This is a genomic window from Pseudoalteromonas denitrificans DSM 6059, from assembly GCF_900112265.1.
Lineage (GTDB): Bacteria > Pseudomonadota > Gammaproteobacteria > Enterobacterales > Alteromonadaceae > Pseudoalteromonas > Pseudoalteromonas denitrificans.
Window position 1 is genome coordinate 102,619 of the sequence record NZ_FOLO01000011.1, and the last position, 19,444, is coordinate 122,062.

The 19,444-nt window shown below is 34.5% G+C and carries 17 protein-coding genes, 1 rRNA gene and 1 other RNA gene; 8 read left to right on the top strand and 11 right to left on the bottom strand.

Annotated elements, in window-relative coordinates; translation table 11 throughout:
• The first annotated feature begins 286 nt into the window (after positions 1-286).
• From elbB to BM088_RS09645, 3 genes are all read left to right on the top strand, one after another.
• Positions 287-955 carry an isoprenoid biosynthesis glyoxalase ElbB gene (gene elbB, locus BM088_RS09635; RefSeq protein ID WP_091983187.1) on the top strand — a complete coding sequence of 223 codons (669 nt, stop codon included), beginning with the start codon at positions 287-289 and terminating at the stop codon, positions 953-955.
• 90 nt (positions 956-1,045) lie between these two features.
• A complete protein-coding gene (locus BM088_RS09640) occupies positions 1,046-1,438 on the top strand; it encodes a c-type cytochrome (protein WP_091983188.1) in 393 nt (130 codons plus the stop codon).
• A 149-nt stretch (positions 1,439-1,587) separates the two neighbouring features.
• Entirely contained in the window at positions 1,588-4,137 is a 2,550-nt protein-coding gene (locus BM088_RS09645; RefSeq protein WP_245763789.1) for a sensor domain-containing diguanylate cyclase, read from the top strand.
• A 100-nt stretch (positions 4,138-4,237) separates the two neighbouring features.
• Here the strand turns inward: BM088_RS09645 and BM088_RS09650 are convergent, their stop codons facing one another.
• The 3 genes from BM088_RS09650 to rsmI form a co-directional block, all read right to left on the bottom strand.
• Positions 4,238-6,085 (bottom strand): hypothetical protein, encoded by a 1,848-nt coding sequence (locus BM088_RS09650; RefSeq protein WP_091983190.1) that lies wholly within the window; start codon positions 6,083-6,085, stop codon positions 4,238-4,240.
• Positions 6,086-6,308: 223 nt separating this feature from the next.
• An RNA gene (gene rnpB, locus BM088_RS09655) (RNase P RNA component class A) lies at positions 6,309-6,686 on the bottom strand.
• Between the two features lie 91 nt (positions 6,687-6,777).
• Entirely contained in the window at positions 6,778-7,638 is an 861-nt protein-coding gene (gene rsmI / locus BM088_RS09660) for a 16S rRNA (cytidine(1402)-2'-O)-methyltransferase (protein ID WP_091983192.1), read from the bottom strand.
• A 57-nt stretch (positions 7,639-7,695) separates the two neighbouring features.
• On the opposite strand from rsmI, the gene BM088_RS09665 reads away from it, so the two are divergent.
• Genes BM088_RS09665 through dolP form a run of 4 tightly spaced genes read left to right on the top strand, consistent with a single transcriptional unit; the run spans position 7,696 to position 11,179 of the window.
• The gene (locus tag BM088_RS09665) at positions 7,696-9,564 is read left to right on the top strand and encodes a penicillin-binding protein activator (protein WP_091983194.1); all 1,869 of its coding nucleotides are present in this window, start codon (positions 7,696-7,698) and stop codon (positions 9,562-9,564) included.
• A gap of 54 nt (positions 9,565-9,618) precedes the next feature.
• Positions 9,619-9,990 (top strand): YraN family protein, encoded by a 372-nt coding sequence (locus tag BM088_RS09670; RefSeq protein WP_091983196.1) that lies wholly within the window; start codon positions 9,619-9,621, stop codon positions 9,988-9,990.
• Positions 9,991-10,029: 39 nt separating this feature from the next.
• Positions 10,030-10,623: an SIS domain-containing protein gene (locus BM088_RS09675; RefSeq protein ID WP_091983198.1), complete on the top strand. Its 594-nt coding sequence runs from the start codon at positions 10,030-10,032 to the stop codon at positions 10,621-10,623.
• Entirely contained in the window at positions 10,616-11,179 is a 564-nt protein-coding gene (gene dolP, locus BM088_RS09680; RefSeq protein WP_091983200.1) for a division/outer membrane stress-associated lipid-binding lipoprotein, read from the top strand. Before BM088_RS09675 ends, dolP begins: the two co-directional genes overlap by 8 nt.
• A gap of 59 nt (positions 11,180-11,238) precedes the next feature.
• Here dolP and BM088_RS09685 read toward each other — a convergent pair whose 3' ends face one another.
• The 7 genes from BM088_RS09685 to rplM all read right to left on the bottom strand — a co-directional run bounded on the left by BM088_RS09685 (position 11,239) and on the right by rplM (position 16,296).
• Entirely contained in the window at positions 11,239-11,664 is a 426-nt protein-coding gene (locus BM088_RS09685; RefSeq protein WP_091983202.1) for a ClpXP protease specificity-enhancing factor, read from the bottom strand.
• Between the two features lie 164 nt (positions 11,665-11,828).
• On the bottom strand, positions 11,829-12,455 hold the full coding sequence (gene sspA, locus BM088_RS09690; protein ID WP_091983203.1) for a stringent starvation protein SspA: 627 nt from the start codon (positions 12,453-12,455) through the stop codon (positions 11,829-11,831).
• Positions 12,456-12,538: 83 nt separating this feature from the next.
• Positions 12,539-13,276 carry a cytochrome c1 gene (locus BM088_RS09695; RefSeq protein ID WP_091983205.1) on the bottom strand — a complete coding sequence of 246 codons (738 nt, stop codon included), beginning with the start codon at positions 13,274-13,276 and terminating at the stop codon, positions 12,539-12,541.
• On the bottom strand, positions 13,273-14,550 hold the full coding sequence (locus tag BM088_RS09700; RefSeq protein ID WP_091983207.1) for a cytochrome b: 1,278 nt from the start codon (positions 14,548-14,550) through the stop codon (positions 13,273-13,275). The genes BM088_RS09695 and BM088_RS09700 overlap by 4 nt, the downstream gene beginning before the upstream one ends.
• Positions 14,550-15,140 (bottom strand): ubiquinol-cytochrome c reductase iron-sulfur subunit, encoded by a 591-nt coding sequence (gene petA, locus BM088_RS09705; protein WP_091983208.1) that lies wholly within the window; start codon positions 15,138-15,140, stop codon positions 14,550-14,552. The genes BM088_RS09700 and petA overlap by 1 nt, the downstream gene beginning before the upstream one ends.
• A 326-nt stretch (positions 15,141-15,466) precedes the next feature.
• Positions 15,467-15,859: a 30S ribosomal protein S9 gene (gene rpsI / locus BM088_RS09710; protein WP_091983210.1), complete on the bottom strand. Its 393-nt coding sequence runs from the start codon at positions 15,857-15,859 to the stop codon at positions 15,467-15,469.
• Between the two features lie 8 nt (positions 15,860-15,867).
• Positions 15,868-16,296, bottom strand: coding sequence for a 50S ribosomal protein L13 (rplM, locus tag BM088_RS09715; RefSeq protein WP_091983211.1), 429 nt, complete (start codon positions 16,294-16,296; stop codon positions 15,868-15,870).
• A 597-nt stretch (positions 16,297-16,893) separates the two neighbouring features.
• Between rplM and BM088_RS09720 the strand changes: the two genes are divergently transcribed.
• Positions 16,894-19,131, top strand: a complete 2,238-nt coding sequence (locus BM088_RS09720; RefSeq protein WP_091983213.1) for a GspE/PulE family protein — start codon at positions 16,894-16,896, stop codon at positions 19,129-19,131.
• A 113-nt stretch (positions 19,132-19,244) separates the two neighbouring features.
• Here BM088_RS09720 and rrf read toward each other — a convergent pair.
• Positions 19,245-19,359, bottom strand: a 5S ribosomal RNA gene (gene rrf / locus BM088_RS09725).
• Between the last annotated feature and the right edge of the window lie 85 nt (positions 19,360-19,444).

Here is a 19,444-nt window from a genome sequence, read left to right on the forward strand (position 1 = left end):
CATAAAAATCAATTAGAGTGCATTAAAACCTTTATATATTAAGCTGTTATCTACTTCAGGACAGATTAATTGTTATTGTTTTATAATTTTAATCTTATGTGGAAACATTATTTTTTTGATGAATCTTTAATGACAATTTGTATTAAAATTAATCTCATCAAAATTCACAGAGGCGGTATACTACCACAAAGGATCTAAGATCATATAGATCCTTTGAAATATTTTTAATTTTTTTATAAATTAAGCGTTAAATTACATTTAAGTAATTAAACGAAAGAGTAATAACATGAAAAAAATAGCTGTTATTTTAAGTGGTTGTGGTGTTTTTGATGGTTCTGAAATACATGAAGCCGTACTAACACTACTTCATATCGAAAAGTTGGGTGCGCAATATCAGTGTTTTGCACCTAATATAGATCAAATGCATGTGATCAACCATTTAACTGGTGAAGTTGATAAACAAGTAAGCCGTAATGTACTGATTGAATCAGCACGCATTGCCCGCGGTGAAATTAAAGATGTAAAAGAGCTCAATGCGCAAGAATTTGATGCATTAATTTTACCTGGAGGGTTTGGAGCCGCCAAAAATTTATGTGATTTTGCAACACAAGGGGCGAATTCAATTATGAATAAACATGTTGAAAATGCATGTAAACAATTTTCAGAATTAAGGAAACCAGCAGCTTATATTTGCATTGCTCCAGCTATCATAGGCCACGTTTATCCAAAAGGTGTATTAATGACGATTGGCACAGATATAGACACAGCTGAACAAATTAATCAATTAGGTGCTAAACATGTAAACTGTGACGTGAGTGATTTTATTTATGATGAAACATTTAATGTAATTAGTACCCCTGCATATATGCTTGCCAATTCAATTATTGAAGCTAATACTTCAATCGAAAACACCATAAGCAAGGTATTCGAAATAATGAGCAATGATAGAGGTTAAAATAAAACCTCACTAAGTATTTTATATATTTATCGCTAGCGGTATAATCAGCCTAATTTTCCGTCATCAATTCATAACGAGCAAAGTAACATGAAAAAACTATCAACGGCGCTACTTATATTATTAGCAACATCGGTTAACGCACAGAGCAACACTGAAATGACTGAAGAAGCAATTAAAAACCGTCTAGCTCCTATCGGTGCCGTTTATTTAGCAGGTGCGACTCCAGTTGTTGCAGCCCCAACAGGTCCACGTAGTGGTCAACAAGTATTTCAGAATTCATGTTTCGGTTGTCATGGCACAGGTGCAATGGGCGCACCAAAAACAACTGCAGATTGGGAGCCTCGCGTAGCTAAAGGCTTTGATGTGCTACTTAATCATGCAATTAATGGCTTTAATTCTATGCCACCTAAAGGAACATGTATGGATTGTTCTGATGACGAATTAAAAGCTGCCATTGACTTTATGACTAAAGGTCAATAAATACGTATCAATTTTTTGTATCGTTATCGATACAAAATGAAATATAAAGGTCACATTCGTGACCTTTTTTATCTTGACCTGATAGCTTAAAAATGAAATGATGCTGAACAAATATTAACCATGAAAATAATAATAAATGGTTCGGGTCAGTGGAAGATTCAACAACTGCGTTAAATAAGGCTTTAAAACATAATAAACGCCTGAAACAATTACTTAAAAAACATCAGCATTTTCATAATATGCAAGATGCTCTCATACAATTATCGGAGCAAGCAAGCACAGTCTCTGAGCTTACTTTGTTGTACCCTGCTATACATCAAATTCTTGAAGCATACTTACCAAGTAAAAATTTTTATGTTGTTTTACTGGATGAAAAAAATCAACAACTTGAACTTAACTACTTTATAGATGAAAAAGACCCAATATTTGTCCCCTTAACTGATGACGATCATTTTAGCCATGGTTTAACAGGTTATGTTTTTAAAACTGGAAAAACACAACTTTACAACAAAAAATCAATGTTAAATGATCACCAACTAGGTAAGTTCAAAATTAAAGGCTCTCCATGCGAACACTGGCTAGGCATTCCAATCTATAAAGATGAGAAAATAGTTGGAGTTATGGTGACTCAATCTTACTATGCCGAACAGTCTTATACCGATACTCAAGTAGAGCTTGTTGAAATTATATCTTTATATCTTTCAACAGCGATTGAACGCGTTAAACAAAGAGAGTCTTTAGAGCAAGAAGTCAAAACGCGAACCTCTGAGCTTACAAAAGCAAATAAAGCATTAAAAATAGAAATAGAGCAGCGAAAAAAAGCATTAAAACAACAACAAATTCTATTTAAAATTTCTGAACTTGCAACTCAAAGTAAAAATTTGGATGATTTTTATTTTAAAATACATAAAATCATTAAATCAATTACTTATGCTGACAATTTATATATCTGTTTATATGACAAAAATAAAAATAAACTGACCTTTCCCTATGCAGTAGATAGTTTAGAAGGAAATTACGCAGATCGTTATTTTGCAAAAGGGTATACTGAATATGTTATTTCAAAAAGTTGTACTCAACTTTTAAACAGAAGAACAGCTTCTAATTTAATTAAGCAAGGTCTCATTAAACGTTCAGAAAAAAACATTAAGGCAACTTCCTGGGTAGGTGCACCTCTTATTTCTGAACAAGGTGTAATAGGAATAATCGCATGCCAATCTTATGATAATACTTATACCTTTAAAACACATGATGCAGATCTAATTACCTTTGTATCGCAACAAATTGCCAATGTACTACAAAAGCACTTAACAACAGCACAACTAAAACAAAGTCATGAACAGTTAGAACAAAGAGTGACTAAAAAAACACAAGAATTACAACGTAGTAATCACTTTTTACAGTTACAAATTGAAGAACGAAAAAAAATTGAACAACAACTCTATCACGATGCCCATCATGATCCATTAACAGGTCTAGCTAACCGTAGTTTATTTATGTCTCAACTTGAACAAGCTTTAAATCAACACTTAAGACATCCACAACCAGGGTTTGCCGTTTTATTTATTGATTTAGATAATTTCAAAGAAATAAACGATACTTTTGGACACCAGGTGGGTGATTTATTTTTAATCCACATAGCAGATTCTTTAAACCTTTGTATTAGAGAACATGATTTATTAGCCCGCTTAGGTGGGGATGAATTTGTTATTTTATTAACACACATATACCAAAAACATGAAGCACAAGAAGTAGCTGAGCGTATTATTGACTCTTTATCATGCCCATTTAATGCAAATGACAGCATTATTACTTCTGGTGCAAGTATAGGCATTACTTGTAGCCACCAAAACTACCAGCATACAGATGAAATAATGAAAGACGCCGATACGGCTATGTATCAAGCAAAAAAGACAGGCCGTGGTAGATATGAGTTTTATCATGCCCACAATAAAGAAGCTAAATCTCAGGAACTAGCCTATTTAGATTTATTTCATATTAACGATATTTATTTTAAAGCTAACGCGATTATTGATAATACTAACGAAAATCATGTTGCTTGTATTATCGATAGATTCTGGCTACATCCAACTCTCGGAAAAATTAGGTTTGATCAAATAGAAAAATATATCAATAAAGATTATGATTACCATCAAATTGAAATTTCATTACTGCCTAAAATTAACGATTTCATACAATGCAAACACGCAATATTAATCAACAGCAGCATTAAATTAATAACAGATAATTATTTTGTTAACCTGATAACAGAGCTTAAAAAATTAAAAATTTCACATCAATTATGCTTACTTTTTAATGAAATTGAATTACGTCATATAAATAAAGATACAAGAAACAATATACTCAAATTAAAAAAACAAGGTATTAAAATAGGCCTAGATGATTACGCTCATACCCGATGTGACTTAAGTATTTTAACGCAATATCAATTTGATTTTATTTTATTAAGCCCTTTGATGTGTAAAAAAATAATACAAGACGAAGGACATCAGTTACAACTACAAGGTATTTTAGCCGTTGCAAACCTTACTCAAGCCTCAGTTATCGCAAAAGGTCCAAGTATTTTAAATTATCAAAAATCACTCAAAAAATATGGTATTTCCTTATATTCAAGCCAGTATGAGTATATTCATGATAAAGTTAAAAATATAAATAATATTTATACCCATACAAGCTAACTAAAATAAATATGAGCATTTTATATTAAATGTTTAACAATTTAATTGAATTTCAGAGAGCATAAATGCTAATTGACTATTTCCTGGTGAACATTTTCGACTAACCTTTTTCATCTAATGCGTTAATTATTTTATTCAATAATTTAGATTTAAAATTCATTTTAAGAACTTCTTCATCAAGTTTATTATTACCAACCTGATTAGGGGTGAAAGAAGTAATATCTTGAATATAGTGAGATTGATTTTTTATTAATGAAGAGAAAACATCTCCTGCCATAATACCCTTCTCTGTATTTTCTTTTACTGATTTACGGCTGTTTTCTAAATAACCCTCTTTTAGTTTATGGAGACTATTTTCAGTGTTAGTTTGTGTATTAACTTTATTGGATAAATACTCACCCATACCCAAATAAAGCTTTTCTTTTAAGTCTTCTTTGGTATTTCGGCTTTGGTTCATTGCTGTCATTGAAAGAGTTTCAAAATCTATGAAAGCATCGATAATATACTCTTCAGTTGTTTTATTATCTCTTCTATTATTATTTTCACTTATAACTTCATCTAAGATAAATTTTCGCGTCTGTTCTACCAATAACCCAGCACTTTCTCCTTCATTCTTGACAGACATTTGAGTTTTTTGAGATAAGCTAAACTCTACTCCGCTTTTTAGATTTGAACTTTTTTTACTTTGGCTTTTCTCACCCCCAACACCAATCATAAAGTTCGAACTAAAATCAGCTAAACGATTAAAGCCTTCCTTTAATTTAGCTTTATCTTCCCCCATTAAGCCTATGCGCCCTTTTTGCAAACTCATCATTTCAGAAAATAAATTACCAGCGAGTTCCCGTGATTGATCAAAAGCTTTATTTGCATTCTCTAAACTGGCGCCTAACCTTTGGGAAAGTTGCATAAACTCGCTAAAACTATTTTTGAATAGAAAGCTCAGTTGCGCATTATCTTGACTTTTAGTTGCTTCATTAATTAATTCTAAATATTGAGTCAAATCTTCACGTTCAGCAACACCTCCTATTTTAGAATTCAATGTGAAATTAGCTTTTACTTCACCACTTTGTCGCCAATTCCCCTCTAATTTTTGGCTTTCTCCATCATGGCTATAGCTATAACTAATTTTTTGATCTGAGCCTGATAAATTTAATGAAAAACCGGAGAGCTGTTCTCCATTAAATGCTTCTATTCCAGCTAAATAACTAAAATCATCTCCGTTCAATAAACCATCTGATGCTTTGCCTACTGCATTCATTAGTTCTGATAATGCTTGATGCTCCGTATCAGATAACTCTCCTTCAACCTCATAACGAGTATTAATTTCACGACCAAAAGTTAAATCCTTCCATCCTTGATTTTGTTTTATATTAATAAGTATTTCATCACCTTCTCGCGTTTTTACAGTCAATGAAAATGTTTTTGTATTATTTTTATCAACCTCTAATACTTCATTATTGTTAATTTTTGCTGACATTTCTTCTAACGCAAAACGCGTGAAGGTTTGACTTTTTGCAATGTAACTTTCGGAATCAGGATCTAGTTGACTCATAGCTTGAAGTAAATCACGAGTTTCATTATGTGCTCTATTTGCACCTTGAGTGATGTTATCTAACAAAGTATTTAAGTTATCAGCACTTTCTCCCTGAGCTTTACCTTGATTAACACGTTGAGTTACTCTGTCTACAAAGAATGTCCAAGGTTTGTCATCATTTTTAACGGTTGAATATAGCTTTATTTTACCATTGTCAGCTGACTCATATAGGGCATTTAATCCTTGTGGTGAATACTCATTAAGTTTAGATTTAAGTACTTCTTTTGTTAAAACACGGATCCCACCAAATTGATTGTCCTTATTTGATTTTATTGATAAATTTTGTTGGGTTCTTACTTTTTGATTTGATTCTAAGCCTTGAAGTATAAAAGACCCGACTCTATTTATAGTCACAACTATCTTCCCTGAAATAAAATTACCTAATATATCGACATTCTAGTGAGTTACTTTAATTTGATTTACTAAAAAATGCTCTTTACTCTCCTTTCGAATTCTATTTTTCACTCATATTTTTTCGATATTATTCTCTATATCTAAAACTTAAATCATTTGCTTTATATTTAATTCTCCCTATAAAACCAAAAAACTCGCCGAAGCGAGTTTTTTGGTTTTATATTTAGTGAGTCAGCCGTATAAGCCGGGTTCTGTTCTTTTCCTAAGAAAAGGATAATCATTCGTCTAGGCCTTAAATCGCTCTAAGGCTCAAGCAACCTACCCGGTTCCAACGTGGGCCACGCCATTAGGAACCCTATTTGGTCTTGCTCCGGGTGGAGTTTACCCTGCAACCAACTGTTACCAGTGGTCCGGTGCGCTCTTACCGCACCCTTTCAGCCTTACCTGTTCTACTCGAAAGCAGCCATCGGCGGTCTTCTCTCTGCTGCACTTGTCGTAGGCTCACGCCTCCCAGCCGTTAGCTGGCACCCTGCCCTGTGGAGCCCGGACTTTCCTCCCCCTGATAATTTTCATATCAGGCAGCGATCATCTGGCCAACTCAGGAGGCGGATTATACGGGTTTATCTTGCTGGAGGGAATTTATTCCCAGTATTTTTTATAAAATTAATAAATATAAATCAACGATATTAAAATTAAGTCTCTTGCTGCGCTAAAACAGCTTTATAAAGCGCATTTTTCTTTAAATCAAAATAATCAGCAACAACACCACATGCTTTTTTAAGTGGCATTTCATTTTTAAGCAAGTCAATCATGCGCATAGCATCTGGGTTAAACTCTTGTTTATCAACTTCCTTACCCGGTAGCATTAATACAAACTCGCCTTTTTGTCGGGCACGATCATCTGATAAGAATTCAATAAGCTCAAAAATTGTACCACTAAAAAAAGTTTCGTAAGTTTTCGTTAATTCTTTCGCTAATACAATTTTATGCTCACGACCTAAGCATTGGGCTGCATCATCTAAACTCGCCATAATTCTATGTGTACTTTCATATAAAATGCTAGTCATACCAGAATTAACGGCATTTAAGAAAAAATCTTGCCTCGCTTTACTTTTTGCAGGTGTAAAACCTAAAAATTGAAATTTATCTGTCGCTAAACCTGAACAACTAACTGCTGCAATTGCTGCACAAGCACCTGGTACAGGCGTTACACTTGCTCCTTGCTCACGACATAAATTAACAACTGAATAACCAGGATCACTAATTAATGGAGTGCCAGCATCAGATACCAACGCAATATCTAAACCTTCATTTAGCCAATCAACAATTTGTTGAGATTTTTGCTTTTCGTTATGATCATGTAATGCAATGGTTTTTGCTTTAATAGCAAAGTGACTTAGTAGTTTTCCTGTATGGCGTGTATCTTCTGCTGCAATTAAATCAACATCAGCTAAAACTTTTAATGCTCTCTGACTTATGTCATCTAAATTACCAATTGGCGTTGCCACAACATAAAGTGTGCCTATTTTACTTGATTTGTGCTCATTTAACATTGAGGTATCCTGCATCTGTCAGTAATATAGTGTATTGCCTTTTTTTGAGATAATACCGTGCGGCTCAAACACTATCATTTTATTTTGTTATTTTCCCTGTTATCTGCCTGTAGTACAACAGAGAAAGTACAGATCTATAAAAAGCCTGAAATAAAAACACAAAAAAAAGTACAGCAAAAAACTTATACAGCTTCAGAATTATATAATAATGCTAGAATCAAACGCGGCGCTGATAAAATACAATTGTTATATTTATCTCGCGATAAAGCATTAATAGAGGAGAATTGGCAATTACTTGAGTCAATTTGCACTGATCTTATTTCGAGTCAAAAATCAGATAATGTACAAAATACGCTTTATTTATCATTATCGTTATATCAACAAGATTTGTACTCAAATGCTTTATCTTTACTAGATAAACTAAATGACAAACTCACTAGCCCTAATCATTATTATTGGCATCAACTCGTTTCGGGTAAGATTTACGCAAAACAAGAGTTAACCTTACAAGCCGTACCTTACTTTTTTAGAGCTTCTGAAACAGCTCAACAGCATGGTATTGACGCAACAGGATTAAATCAAAAATTATGGAATGAACTGACTAAACTCCCTAGTGAAACTTTAGAGAAAATAAATAGCGGCTCATCCATTCAGCAAGGTTGGATCAATTTAGCACTTTACAGTCAATTATACATCGGTGACCCTGTTTCTTTGCATAGTGCGATGAATAACTGGCAACGACGATACCCCAAACACCCGGCAAGCTTTGCACTGCCAGAAAAAATGAAAAATCTCATGGCAATAGAGCCGTATCTATTAAAAAAACTGGTTGTTATACTTCCTGAAGAAGGAAAAAATAAAAGGATTGGTTTGGCCGTTAAAAATGGAATATTGGCTGCATCAGAAATAAATAATCATGCTGAAATCCATTTTATTAATTCATTTGACTCAGTTGAAAAAATGAATAGTAAAATAAAGCAAATAAAGCCTGATTTTATAATAGGTCCCTTGCTTAAAGCTAATATAGACAAGATTAAAGAGTCTGAAATATTAGCTAATTACCCAAGCATATTTTTAAACAACAGCTCTGAACAAAACCATAGTTTAGAACATTATTTTTTTGCTCTTTCACCTGAACATGAATTAACTCAAGCAATTAATCATTTCTTAGCCAAGAAATATAAAAAGCCATTGCTGCTTGCGCCACAAAACAAGTCTGGACAGCGCTTAATCAAATCATTTTTAGAGCAATGGCAGTTATACTCAACAACTCAGCCTGAAGTAGGGTTTTATGCGGATAAAAAAGACATGCAAAACCAAGTAAAAAGGCTATTAGAGGTAGATGAAAGTAAAAAACGCATAAATAAAATAAAGTTACTTTTTAGAGATAAAGTAAAAAATGAAACTCGATCACGACGAGATATCGACGTCATTTATTTAATTGGAGATGCGATACAAACACGATTATTAAAACCCTATTTTGATGTAAATATAAGTACTTTTTCAGAAAAAATACCACTATATGCTAGCTCTAAAAGTCATAGCCTACAGGTTGATAAAACGGAAAAACGAGATCTTGCTGGTTTATATTTTACTGAAATTCCATGGATGTTACCACAAGGACATACACAACCTGAGTTAAGAGCATTGTTTGATCAACTCTGGCCTCAGCAGGGTGATTTGCAACAACGCCTTTTTGCTATGGGCTATGATGCTGTAAAACTAATCCCTCAATTGAGGCAATTAAGTACATTATCTGGTAAAACAGTTCAAGGCTTAACAGGGTTACTTTCAATTAATGATCAAGGTCAAATTCATCGTCAATTACAATGGGCGCGCTATTATCGAAAATCAATAAAAACACAAAACTTAAAAGAAATAAAACCAACGCCATTGTTTTTACAACCCACTGATAATACTGATTAATAAATTGATCAATCTGATTTCTCCTTCTATCTTTATAAGTTTAAGGATTCATGGATGAGTTGGTTTAAAACAATCTGGCGTAATAGCCGTGAAAAAGGTCAATATTACGAAATACAAGCGGAAGGTTTTTTAAAACAGCAAGGTTTAAAACCTATTGACCGTAATTACTGGTGTAAACTTGGTGAAATTGATTTAATCATGCAACAAAAAGATACTTTAGTTTTTATTGAAGTTAAATACCGTAAATCAGCGCTATATGGTGGTGCGCTGTATGCTTTAACGCAATCGAAGCAAAAAAAATTAAAAAAAGCGATTCAATTTTATATTCAGCAGCATCAATTGCAAAATAGCGCTCTAAGAGTCGACTTTGTTGCAATAAATGGGCAGAATCCTTATCAATTTAATTGGATTAAAAATGTTTTTTGATCCAATTAAAACAAAAATAAGTGTTATTAAGGTTATATAATGCAAGAAATAGTCAAAGAGATCTACACAGAAAGCATTCAGGCACACATTGCAGCTGGTGAAGTATTACCAAGTGCATTAGAATCAGCAGCATTCACCATTGCACAAAATTTAATCAATGGTAATAAGTTAATATGCTGTGGCTTTCAAAGCTGTCAAATGCTGGCACAGCATATAGCCACTTTATTAGTCAATTGCTACGAAACTGAGCGCCCGTGCTTGCCTGCGATTGCACTTAATACTGAAGTAACAAATTTAAGTACATATGCAGAGCAAAGTGAGCATGATGTCTTTGCTCGCCAAGTCAGAGCATTTGCTCAACAAGGTGATATGTTACTTGCAATTGCAATTAACGGAAATGAAAAATCAATTATTTCTGCTGTAGAATCTGCACTAACTAAAGATATGACTGTCATAGTTCTTGTAGGTAATGACGGTGGTGAATTAGCTGGCTTATTGGGGCCCAATGATGTTGAGATCCGCGTCCCTTCAAAAAGACCCAGTCGCATTATTGAATCTCATTTATTAAGCTTACACTGCTTAAGTGAGTTGATTGATTTAACTTTATTTCCACAGGACGAAACTCATGCGTAAAATAATTTTTATTATAACTACTCTTTTTATGCTCCAAGGCTGTGCTGTTGCTGTAGTTGCAGGTGCGACTGGTGTTGTGTCTTCTGCAAATGATAGGCGAACTATTGGCTCTCAAATTGATGATAATAGTATTGAAATAAAAGCAACTCTAGAAATTCAAGGCAATAAACAACTTGAAAAATACTCTAATATTTCAGTAATAAGTTTAAACGGTATCGTGCTTCTTTTAGGACAGAGCCCTACAGAAGAAATGAAGTCTCAAGCACAAAAGTTAATTAAAAATATTCCTGCGGTCAAAAAAATTCATAATCAAATACGTATTAGTAGCAATGTGGGTATAACAACCAAAACATTTGATACTTGGCTGACATCTAAAGTTAAGACCATGCTATTAACAGATGAAACTGTCAGTGGTAATAATATCAAAGTAGTAACTGAAAATGGCGAAGTATTTTTAATGGGATTAGTACAACAAAGTGAAGGACAAAAAGCAGTTGATATTGCACGAAATATCTCAGGTGTGGCAAAAGTAATTAAAGTTTTTGAGTATTTATAATATTTAAACGGGGTTGAACCCCGTCTACATAATTGCCATGTAGAAAGGGCTATATAACTTTATTTAATAACTCTCAAGTGTGAAGCTTTCTTTTTTGTTTTTGGCTCTTCTTGGCTTTGAGACGTACTTGTGTCAATTTCTTGAATTTCTACATCGTCACCTTCAAACACCTCATCTTCCTCTGCAGTAAACACAGTGCCTTCGCCATTTTCTCGTGCATATATGGCTAGTACTGCCTTTATTGGTACTTCTACACGCATAGGCTGACCAGAAAAACGTGCATTGAAGCTCAGTTCTGTATTATCCATATTAAACTGCGCTACTGCTGAAGGACTTATATTTAACACAATTTGACCATCTTGAACAAATTGAGTTGGGATCACTGCACCAGGGAACTCAGCATTTACAACTAAATGAGGTGTACATTGGTTATCAACTATCCAATCATAAAATGCACGCAATAAGTATGGACGATTTGAAGTCATTATTTAACCCTTAAATTAAACTCAAACAGTCTAAAATAGTACCAATCGTAGATGTTACTGACTACTTTAGAATAAAAATAAAAAGCCTTCATAATAAAATGAAGGCCTTTTGTTATCTTTTATATACCACAAAGTGGCCCTAATAAAACTCTATTTCAAGTTTATTATAAGTGAATTTCACGTTCTGCTTCAGTTAAAGAAGCTTCAAAAGATTCACGTTCGAATAACAGTTTCATGTATTCTTTAACTTCTTTACTTCCAGCGCCAATCAATTCGATACCTAACTCAGGCAAACGCCAAAGTAATGGTGCGATATAGCAATCTACTAAACTAAAGTCTTCACTCATAAAGTAAGGCACTTCAGCAAGAATTGGACCGATAGCTAAAATAGCTTCTGTCAATTCTTTACGAGCTCCCGCAGCTTCATTTCCGCCTTCATACACTTTAGATGCTAAAGAATACCAATCTTTTTGTATTCTATGCATAAGTAAACGGCTACGGCCACGCATGACAGGATATACTGGCATTAGTGGAGGATGTGGAAAACGTTCATCAAGATATTCCATGATGATGTTTGCCTGATATAAACCTAATTCACGATCGATTAAAGTTGGAACCGTTCCATTAGGGTTAACTTCATGTAATGCTTCAGGTAAGTTATCATTTTCAACTAAGTGAATGTCAACACTTACACCTTTTTCAGCTAGTACGATACGTACTTGGTGACTGTACATACAGTTAGCACCAGAAAAAAGAGTCATTACAGGGCGTTTATTGGCAGCAACAGCCATGCCTACCTCCATTTATTTTTTGCTAGAGACAGCAATAGGGGCTAAGCCCCTATTACATCATTTTTACACTAAAAAGGGTTCAATTAATGAACATCTCTCCAGTATTCTTTCTTTAATAAAAATGCAAGGATAAATAATATGAATAAGAATCCTAACACTTTAATACCCAACGCTTTTGATTCTAAACGTGAAGGTTCACCCACGTATTCAAAAAAGTTAGTTAAATCACGAGCAGCTTGGTCATACTCATCATCACTCATTTCGCCAGAACCATCTGATACAGTACCTACAATTTTAGTCACTGTATGGCCATGTTCTTCAACTTCTTCAGTGATCGCAGTTGAAACACCTTGAAGTTCTTGTAAAACATGTGGCATACCCACTGAAGGGAATACAACATTATTTACACCAAATGGACGTGAATCATCTTTATAAAAAGACTTAAGATAAGTATAAATATAATCTGGTGATTTTACGCGAGAAATTAACGTTAAATCAGGTGGTGGTGCACCAAACCATTTGGCAGCATCATCAGGATCGATTGCATTTTTAATGTGACTACCAACTTTTGAACCATCAAAAATAAGTTGTTCTTCACCAACAGGTGTTGGAATACCTATATCTCTGAAAGTACGTTCATATCTTTGGTATTGCATTTGGTGACAACCAAGACAATAATTCATGAATAACTTAGCGCCACGCTGTAATGATGCATTATCAGTTAAATCATTACCCGCTTTCATTAATGGTACAGATGGACCCGCTGCCATTGCAAACGTTGGCAACAATACGAATAAACCTACAATAAGTTTTTTCATTATTTAGTTAACCTCTCTGGCAATGGCTTAGTTACTTCATTTTTACTATAAACAAATAAAAATACGAAGAACATAAAGTAAGTCACAGTCGTTATTTGAGACAGAATCGTTTTAAAGTCTGTTTGTGGTGTTGCACCTATCCAACCAAGAATAATGAAAGTTACAACAAACTGAGCAATATTCAGTTTATGGAAACCACAACGGTAACGAATAGACTTAACTTTACCACGATCAATCCAAGGTAATAATGCAAGCGCGAAAATTGCTCCACCCATTGCTATTACACCTAATAACTTATCAGGGATTGCACGCAAAATAGCGTAGAAAGGTGTGAAATACCAAACAGGGAAAATATGTTCAGGTGTTTTAAGTGGATTAGCAGCTTCAAAGTTTGGACCTTCAAGGAAGAAACCATTCATCGCCGGCGCAAAAAATACAATTGCACAGAAGAAGAATAAGAAACCAACAACACCAACGATATCTTTCACCGTGTAATAAGGATGAAATGGGATCGCATCAACAATATCTTTCTTATCAGAGTAATACTCATGGATCTTAAATTTAGTTTTGTCTTCTTCTTTTACAGAACCTTTTTTACGTTTAATTTCAACGCCATCGGGGTTATTAGAGCCTACTTCATGTAAAGCAATAATGTGTAAAAATACTAAAATAACTAAAACAAGTGGCAATGCAATAACATGTAATGCAAAGAAACGATTTAGAGTTGCACCAGAGATAACATAGTCACCACGGATCCAAAGCGTTAAGTCATCACCAATAATTGGAATTGCACCAAATATTGAGATAATTACCTGCGCACCCCAGAATGACATTTGACCCCAAGGTAATAAGTAACCCATGAAAGCTTCAGCCATTAGCACTAATAAAATGAACATACCAAATAACCACAGTAACTCACGCGGTTTTTGATAGGAGCCGTAAATCATGCCACGGAACATATGTAAATATACAACTACAAAGAAAGCAGACGCACCGGTAGAATGCAGATACCTGAGTAACCAACCGTATTCAACATCACGCATGATGTATTCAACAGATGCAAAAGCACCTTCAGAAGATGGTACGTAGTTCATTGTTAACCAAATACCCGTAAGGATTTGGTTTACTAATACTAAAATGGCTAAAGAACCAAAAAAGTACCAAAAGTTAAAGTTTTTAGGTGTCGGATATTGCGCTAAATGCATATTCCAAACACGCGTCATAGGAATACGTTGATCAATCCAATCAATCGTATCTGTCGCTAGTTTTTTTAACATTATGCAGCCCCTTCTTCGATACCAACTATAATAGTAGTATCGTCTATAAACATATAAGGAGGGATCTCAAGATTTAATGGCGCTGGTACACTTTGGAATACACGACCCGCTAAATCAAATTTAGAACCATGACAAGGACAGAAGAAACCATCTTCAACCCCTTCCACTTTCTCACCAAAATTGCCCTTAAGGAAACTTGGAGAACATCCTAAATGAGTACAAATACCCACAGCTAAAAATATTTCTGGACGTATAGAACGATGAGGATTTTGAGCAAAACCAGGTTGCTGCTCCTCAGCCGATTGCGGATCACGCAATTGACCATCTAACGTTTTCAACGTTTCTAGCATTTTTGGTGTACGATTTACAACCCATACAGGTTTTCCTCGCCACTCAACACGAATTAATTGTCCTGGCTCAAGTTTACTAATATCCACTTCTACAGGCGCACCTGCAGATTTGGCTCTTTCACTTGGGTTCCAAGACGCGATAAAAGGGACAGCAGCTCCAACCGCTCCCACACCACCTACGACAGAGGTAGCTATGGTTAAAAAGCGACGTCGGCTATTGTCTACTGGCGCATTGCTCATCCACTCATCTCCACGATGTTTCTCAATACTTGCCACATTGAGAATTCAGTTACAGCAGGTTAAATTACAAAAATTACTTACAAACAGTCACAATCTTAAATAAAATCCTTATTTATTATAAGGATATCTAGAGTCGACGACTCAAATTAAGCACGGCTAAAATTTTAGATCATAATTGTGCTGCAATTGTAGCAAATATATTGCTTCTTGACTGACTGATTTATATAAATTTTATAAAAATGCAGCAAAAAATAAATTTTTCTGCTTTAAAAACAAAAAACCCAGCAAAAGCTGGGTTTTTGAAATTCTTTCGAACGTAATAAATATTAACGTTTTGAGAACTGTGGACGCTTACGTGCTTTATGAAGACCCACTTTCTTACGCTCAACTTTACGTGCATCACGGGTAACAAAACCAGCTTTACGTAGAGAAGAACGAAGTGACTCGTCAAATTGCATAAGTGCACGAGTAATACCGTGACGAATAGCGCCAGACTGACCTGAAATACCACCACCAGAAACAGTGATAAGTAAGTCAAATTTTTCAGCCATTTCAACAAGCTCTAATGGTTGACGAACAACCATACGAGCAGTTTCACGAGGAAAATATTCTTCGATTGAACGCTTGTTGATTACTATGTTACCAGTACCTGGACGTAAAAATACGCGAGCTGCTGAACTTTTACGACGACCTGTACCGTAATATTGATTTGCCATGATAGTATTCCTTAAATGTCTAGTACTTTAGGCTGTTGTGCAGCATGATTATGCTCAGTACCAGCGTAAACTTTAAGTTTACGGTACATTGCGCGACCTAAAGGTCCTTTTGGCAACATACCCTTAACAGCTTTTTCGATGATCATTTCAGGCTTTTTAGCTTGAAGTTTATCAAAAGTCATAGACTTAAGGCCACCAGGGAAACCACTGTGGGCATAGTAAACTTTATCTTTAAATTTATTACCAGTTACAGTTACTTTCTCTGCATTGATAACGATGATGTAATCACCAGTATCTACATGAGGAGTATATTCTGGCTTATGCTTACCACGTAAACGCAGCGCAATTTCCGTACAAATTCGACCTAGAGTTTTATTCTCTGCGTCTACTACATACCAGTCGCGTTTTACCGACTCTGGCTTAGCTACAAAAGTTTTCATTTTTTAAAATCCATTGTGTTATTAAAACCACAGGCAGTTATTACTTTAAGTAAAAAATAAAATTACTGCCGTTCATACACTTAAACCTTTTCAGGCTTAATATCCTAACTAAAATGTGTGCAAGCACCCATGATAATATAAGAACGGAAAGTGGTGGAGGCGGGAGTATAGCAGCGTGAATAAGAGAATGCATGTTTTTTCTACATTAATTCAGATCTATTAATAACTCTCGATAATAAGTATCAGTTTTTAATGCTGAACTTTAAATAATACGAGCAAATAAAAATGGGGGTGGATAAAGCCCCCACTTTGGTCCAAAGAAAAATCGCGATGCGATTCAAAATAAAAATAATAGGAAAACCTCAATAAAACAATAAGTCTGTGACTAAATGCACTCTTCATGTGATAGCAGGACTGATTTGAGTATTAATGCATAAGTATTACAAATAAATAACAATATGGAAAAAGATTGTCTTTAGCTAAATACGGCACCTTAATGATATAAAATTCTGTGAAATATTGAATTAATTCACATAACTCAAAAAACTTGTAATGCTTTGACTATAGTTAGATAAAGAATTTAATACAGAGTTGGTTATGGCATTTTTTTATCAAGAACTAACCGCTATATTCACACAAATACATGCAAGCCATCATTTTTCAGATGCCTTGCCCTTGATAGAAAGTAAGATCTTAAGTTTATTTAAGGCTCAAAGATTAACCATTTATCAACGAAACAAGTTTAACCAGGAAATTGTTTCCCGCTTTAAGAGTGGAACGGAGCTTACTGAAATTAAGGTAAATATTACACCGCACTCACTAGCGGGTTATGTGGCAATGAGTAAAAAACCTCTCCTTATAAGAGACGCATATAGCGATGAAGAACTGCTTGCGATACATCCAAAATTAAAATTTGCTAAACAATTCGATCAAACATCAAATTTTAGAACAAAAAGTGTATTAACAATCCCTATCATCGCCGATAATGTATTACTAGGTATAATGCAGCTGATTAACAAAATAGATTTAAGCGAATTCGATAAAGAAGATGCGATAAAAGCAATTGAATTTGCAAATATCATAGGACAGAAGTTTAGGTACGAATTAGGCGGCAGCAAAGCACCATTTGACTTACTTTTGCTGAAAAACTTGATAACAGAGCAACAGTTGCAAACTTTAAATAAAGAGAGTCAGTATTCACTTCAAATAAAAATGTTACAAGAAAGCTTCAGTATAAGCGATAAAGAAATTGGATTAAGTTTAGAAGCATATTATCAAGTTCCGTTAATGGCACAATATGATGAAAGATTTCACCTTCATACATTAAACAACAAACTAAACCTCGAATACTTGAAAAAAAATATGGTAGTGATCATAGCTGATGCAAATGAGCTTTCAACTTTACTTATGACAAAGCCTAATAATGCAGATTTAATTATGGAAATTGAAAGTGCTACTGGCTTAGAAGAATATAAAGTTCAAGTTTGCCTGCCTGATATTATTTTACAGTACTTAGGTGATAACTCGACTTCCTCTTCTGGTTTAGATGAAATTAACGATATATTAGATGAGTTTGGTGAGCAAGGTAATGAAGATGATATAACCACTGAAGATTCAGTATCCGAAGATGCTCCCGCAGTTGTTAAACTTGTTAACCGAATTCTACAAGACGCTAAAAACCATGGTGCATCTGATATTCACATAGATCCTAACAAAGGAAAAATACCAACCAAAGTACGTATTCGAGTAGATGGTATATGTCGAGATCTCATTGAAATTCCTGCAAACCACCTTCAGGCTATGGTCGCTAGAATTAAAATAATTTCTAGGTTAGATATTGCAGAAAAACGCTTGCCCCAAGATGGAAAGTTCACTGTTAAACTAAATAATGTTGGAACAGAAATTCGTGTAGCGACTATTCCTACCGTAAATGGTGAGTCTGTCGTCATGAGAATACTAGCCAGTGGCGCTGCACTTCCCTTTGATAAGTTGAGACTTTCTCCAAGAAATAGTGACATGCTTAAGTTTATGTCAAACACCCCACATGGTTTGCTCTTAGTCGTTGGCCCAACGGGATCAGGAAAAACCACCACTTTACATGCTGTACTAGGTTTACTTAATACACCAGATAAAAAAATTTGGACAGCTGAAGATCCTGTAGAAATTACACAAGCAGGACTTAATCAAGTACAAATGAACAATAAACTTGGATTTAAATTCGAAACAGCATTGAGAGCATTTTTAAGAGCAGATCCCGATATAATTTTAATAGGTGAAATGAGGGATTTAGAAACAGCAGCTGCAGGTATAGAAGCTTCATTAACAGGACATTTAGTCCTATCAACATTACATACCAACTCAGCCCCAGAAACAATAACGCGTTTAATTGACATAGGATTAGATCCTATAAATTTTGCTGATGCATGTATAGGTATATTAGCACAACGATTAATGAGAACACTCTGTCCCGATTGTAAAACCCCTTATAACGCCAAAAATGAAGAAAAAGAGTTTATTATTAGACACTACAGCCAGAATTTATCAAAAGAAGATGCTCTCAAAGAATTAAACATAAATGACGCCTGTAAGCTATATAAAGCAACAGGATGTGAAAAATGCGATCAAACAGGGTATAAAGGACGAGTAGGTGTTCACGAATTACTACCTGTAAATACAGAAATTAAAAATCTTATTTATAGAAATGCACCTGTTGGAGAAATAAAATTAGAAGCCATAAGAGCTGGTATGAGAACCTTAACACAAGATGGCATTTTAAAAGTTTTATCCGGTCTAACTGACTTTAAACAATTACAGAGTATTAGTAATTTGAAGTGACAATTTTAATTCTGGTGATGCATTCATCTTTAAATAATAAATAGTACATTATTTCTAAAACACAAAAACGAAAAAACCCGACACATTGCTGTATCGGGTTTCTCTTATTAGGAGCCTGGCGATGTCCTACTTTCACATGGGAAACCCCACACTATCATCGGCGCTGTTTCGTTTCACTACTGAGTTCGGCATGGAGTCAGGTGGGTCCAAAACGCTATTGTCACCAAGCAAATTCTTTTCATCTTGCTTTGTTCTTGTTTTTGTCTTTAATAATTCGGTCTGCTGATACAGATTTCGTAAAAATCTTCTACTT

What these genes read in the sequence shown, in the direction of transcription:
- elbB (WP_091983187.1), top strand. Translation starts at nt 287, where the DNA reads ATGAAAAAAATAGCTGTTATTTTAAGTGGTTGTGGTGTTTTTGATGGT.
- BM088_RS09640 (WP_091983188.1), top strand. Translation starts at nt 1,046, where the DNA reads ATGAAAAAACTATCAACGGCGCTACTTATATTATTAGCAACATCGGTT.
- rsmI (WP_091983192.1), bottom strand. Translation starts at nt 7,638, where the DNA reads ATGTTAAATGAGCACAAATCAAGTAAAATAGGCACACTTTATGTTGTG.
- BM088_RS09670 (WP_091983196.1), top strand. Translation starts at nt 9,619, where the DNA reads ATGAGTTGGTTTAAAACAATCTGGCGTAATAGCCGTGAAAAAGGTCAA.
- BM088_RS09675 (WP_091983198.1), top strand. Translation starts at nt 10,030, where the DNA reads ATGCAAGAAATAGTCAAAGAGATCTACACAGAAAGCATTCAGGCACAC.
- dolP (WP_091983200.1), top strand. Translation starts at nt 10,616, where the DNA reads ATGCGTAAAATAATTTTTATTATAACTACTCTTTTTATGCTCCAAGGC.
- BM088_RS09685 (WP_091983202.1), bottom strand. Translation starts at nt 11,664, where the DNA reads ATGACTTCAAATCGTCCATACTTATTGCGTGCATTTTATGATTGGATA.
- sspA (WP_091983203.1), bottom strand. Translation starts at nt 12,455, where the DNA reads ATGGCTGTTGCTGCCAATAAACGCCCTGTAATGACTCTTTTTTCTGGT.
- BM088_RS09700 (WP_091983207.1), bottom strand. Translation starts at nt 14,550, where the DNA reads ATGTTAAAAAAACTAGCGACAGATACGATTGATTGGATTGATCAACGT.
- petA (WP_091983208.1), bottom strand. Translation starts at nt 15,140, where the DNA reads ATGAGCAATGCGCCAGTAGACAATAGCCGACGTCGCTTTTTAACCATA.
- rplM (WP_091983211.1), bottom strand. Translation starts at nt 16,296, where the DNA reads ATGAAAACTTTTGTAGCTAAGCCAGAGTCGGTAAAACGCGACTGGTAT.
- BM088_RS09720 (WP_091983213.1), top strand. Translation starts at nt 16,894, where the DNA reads ATGGCATTTTTTTATCAAGAACTAACCGCTATATTCACACAAATACAT.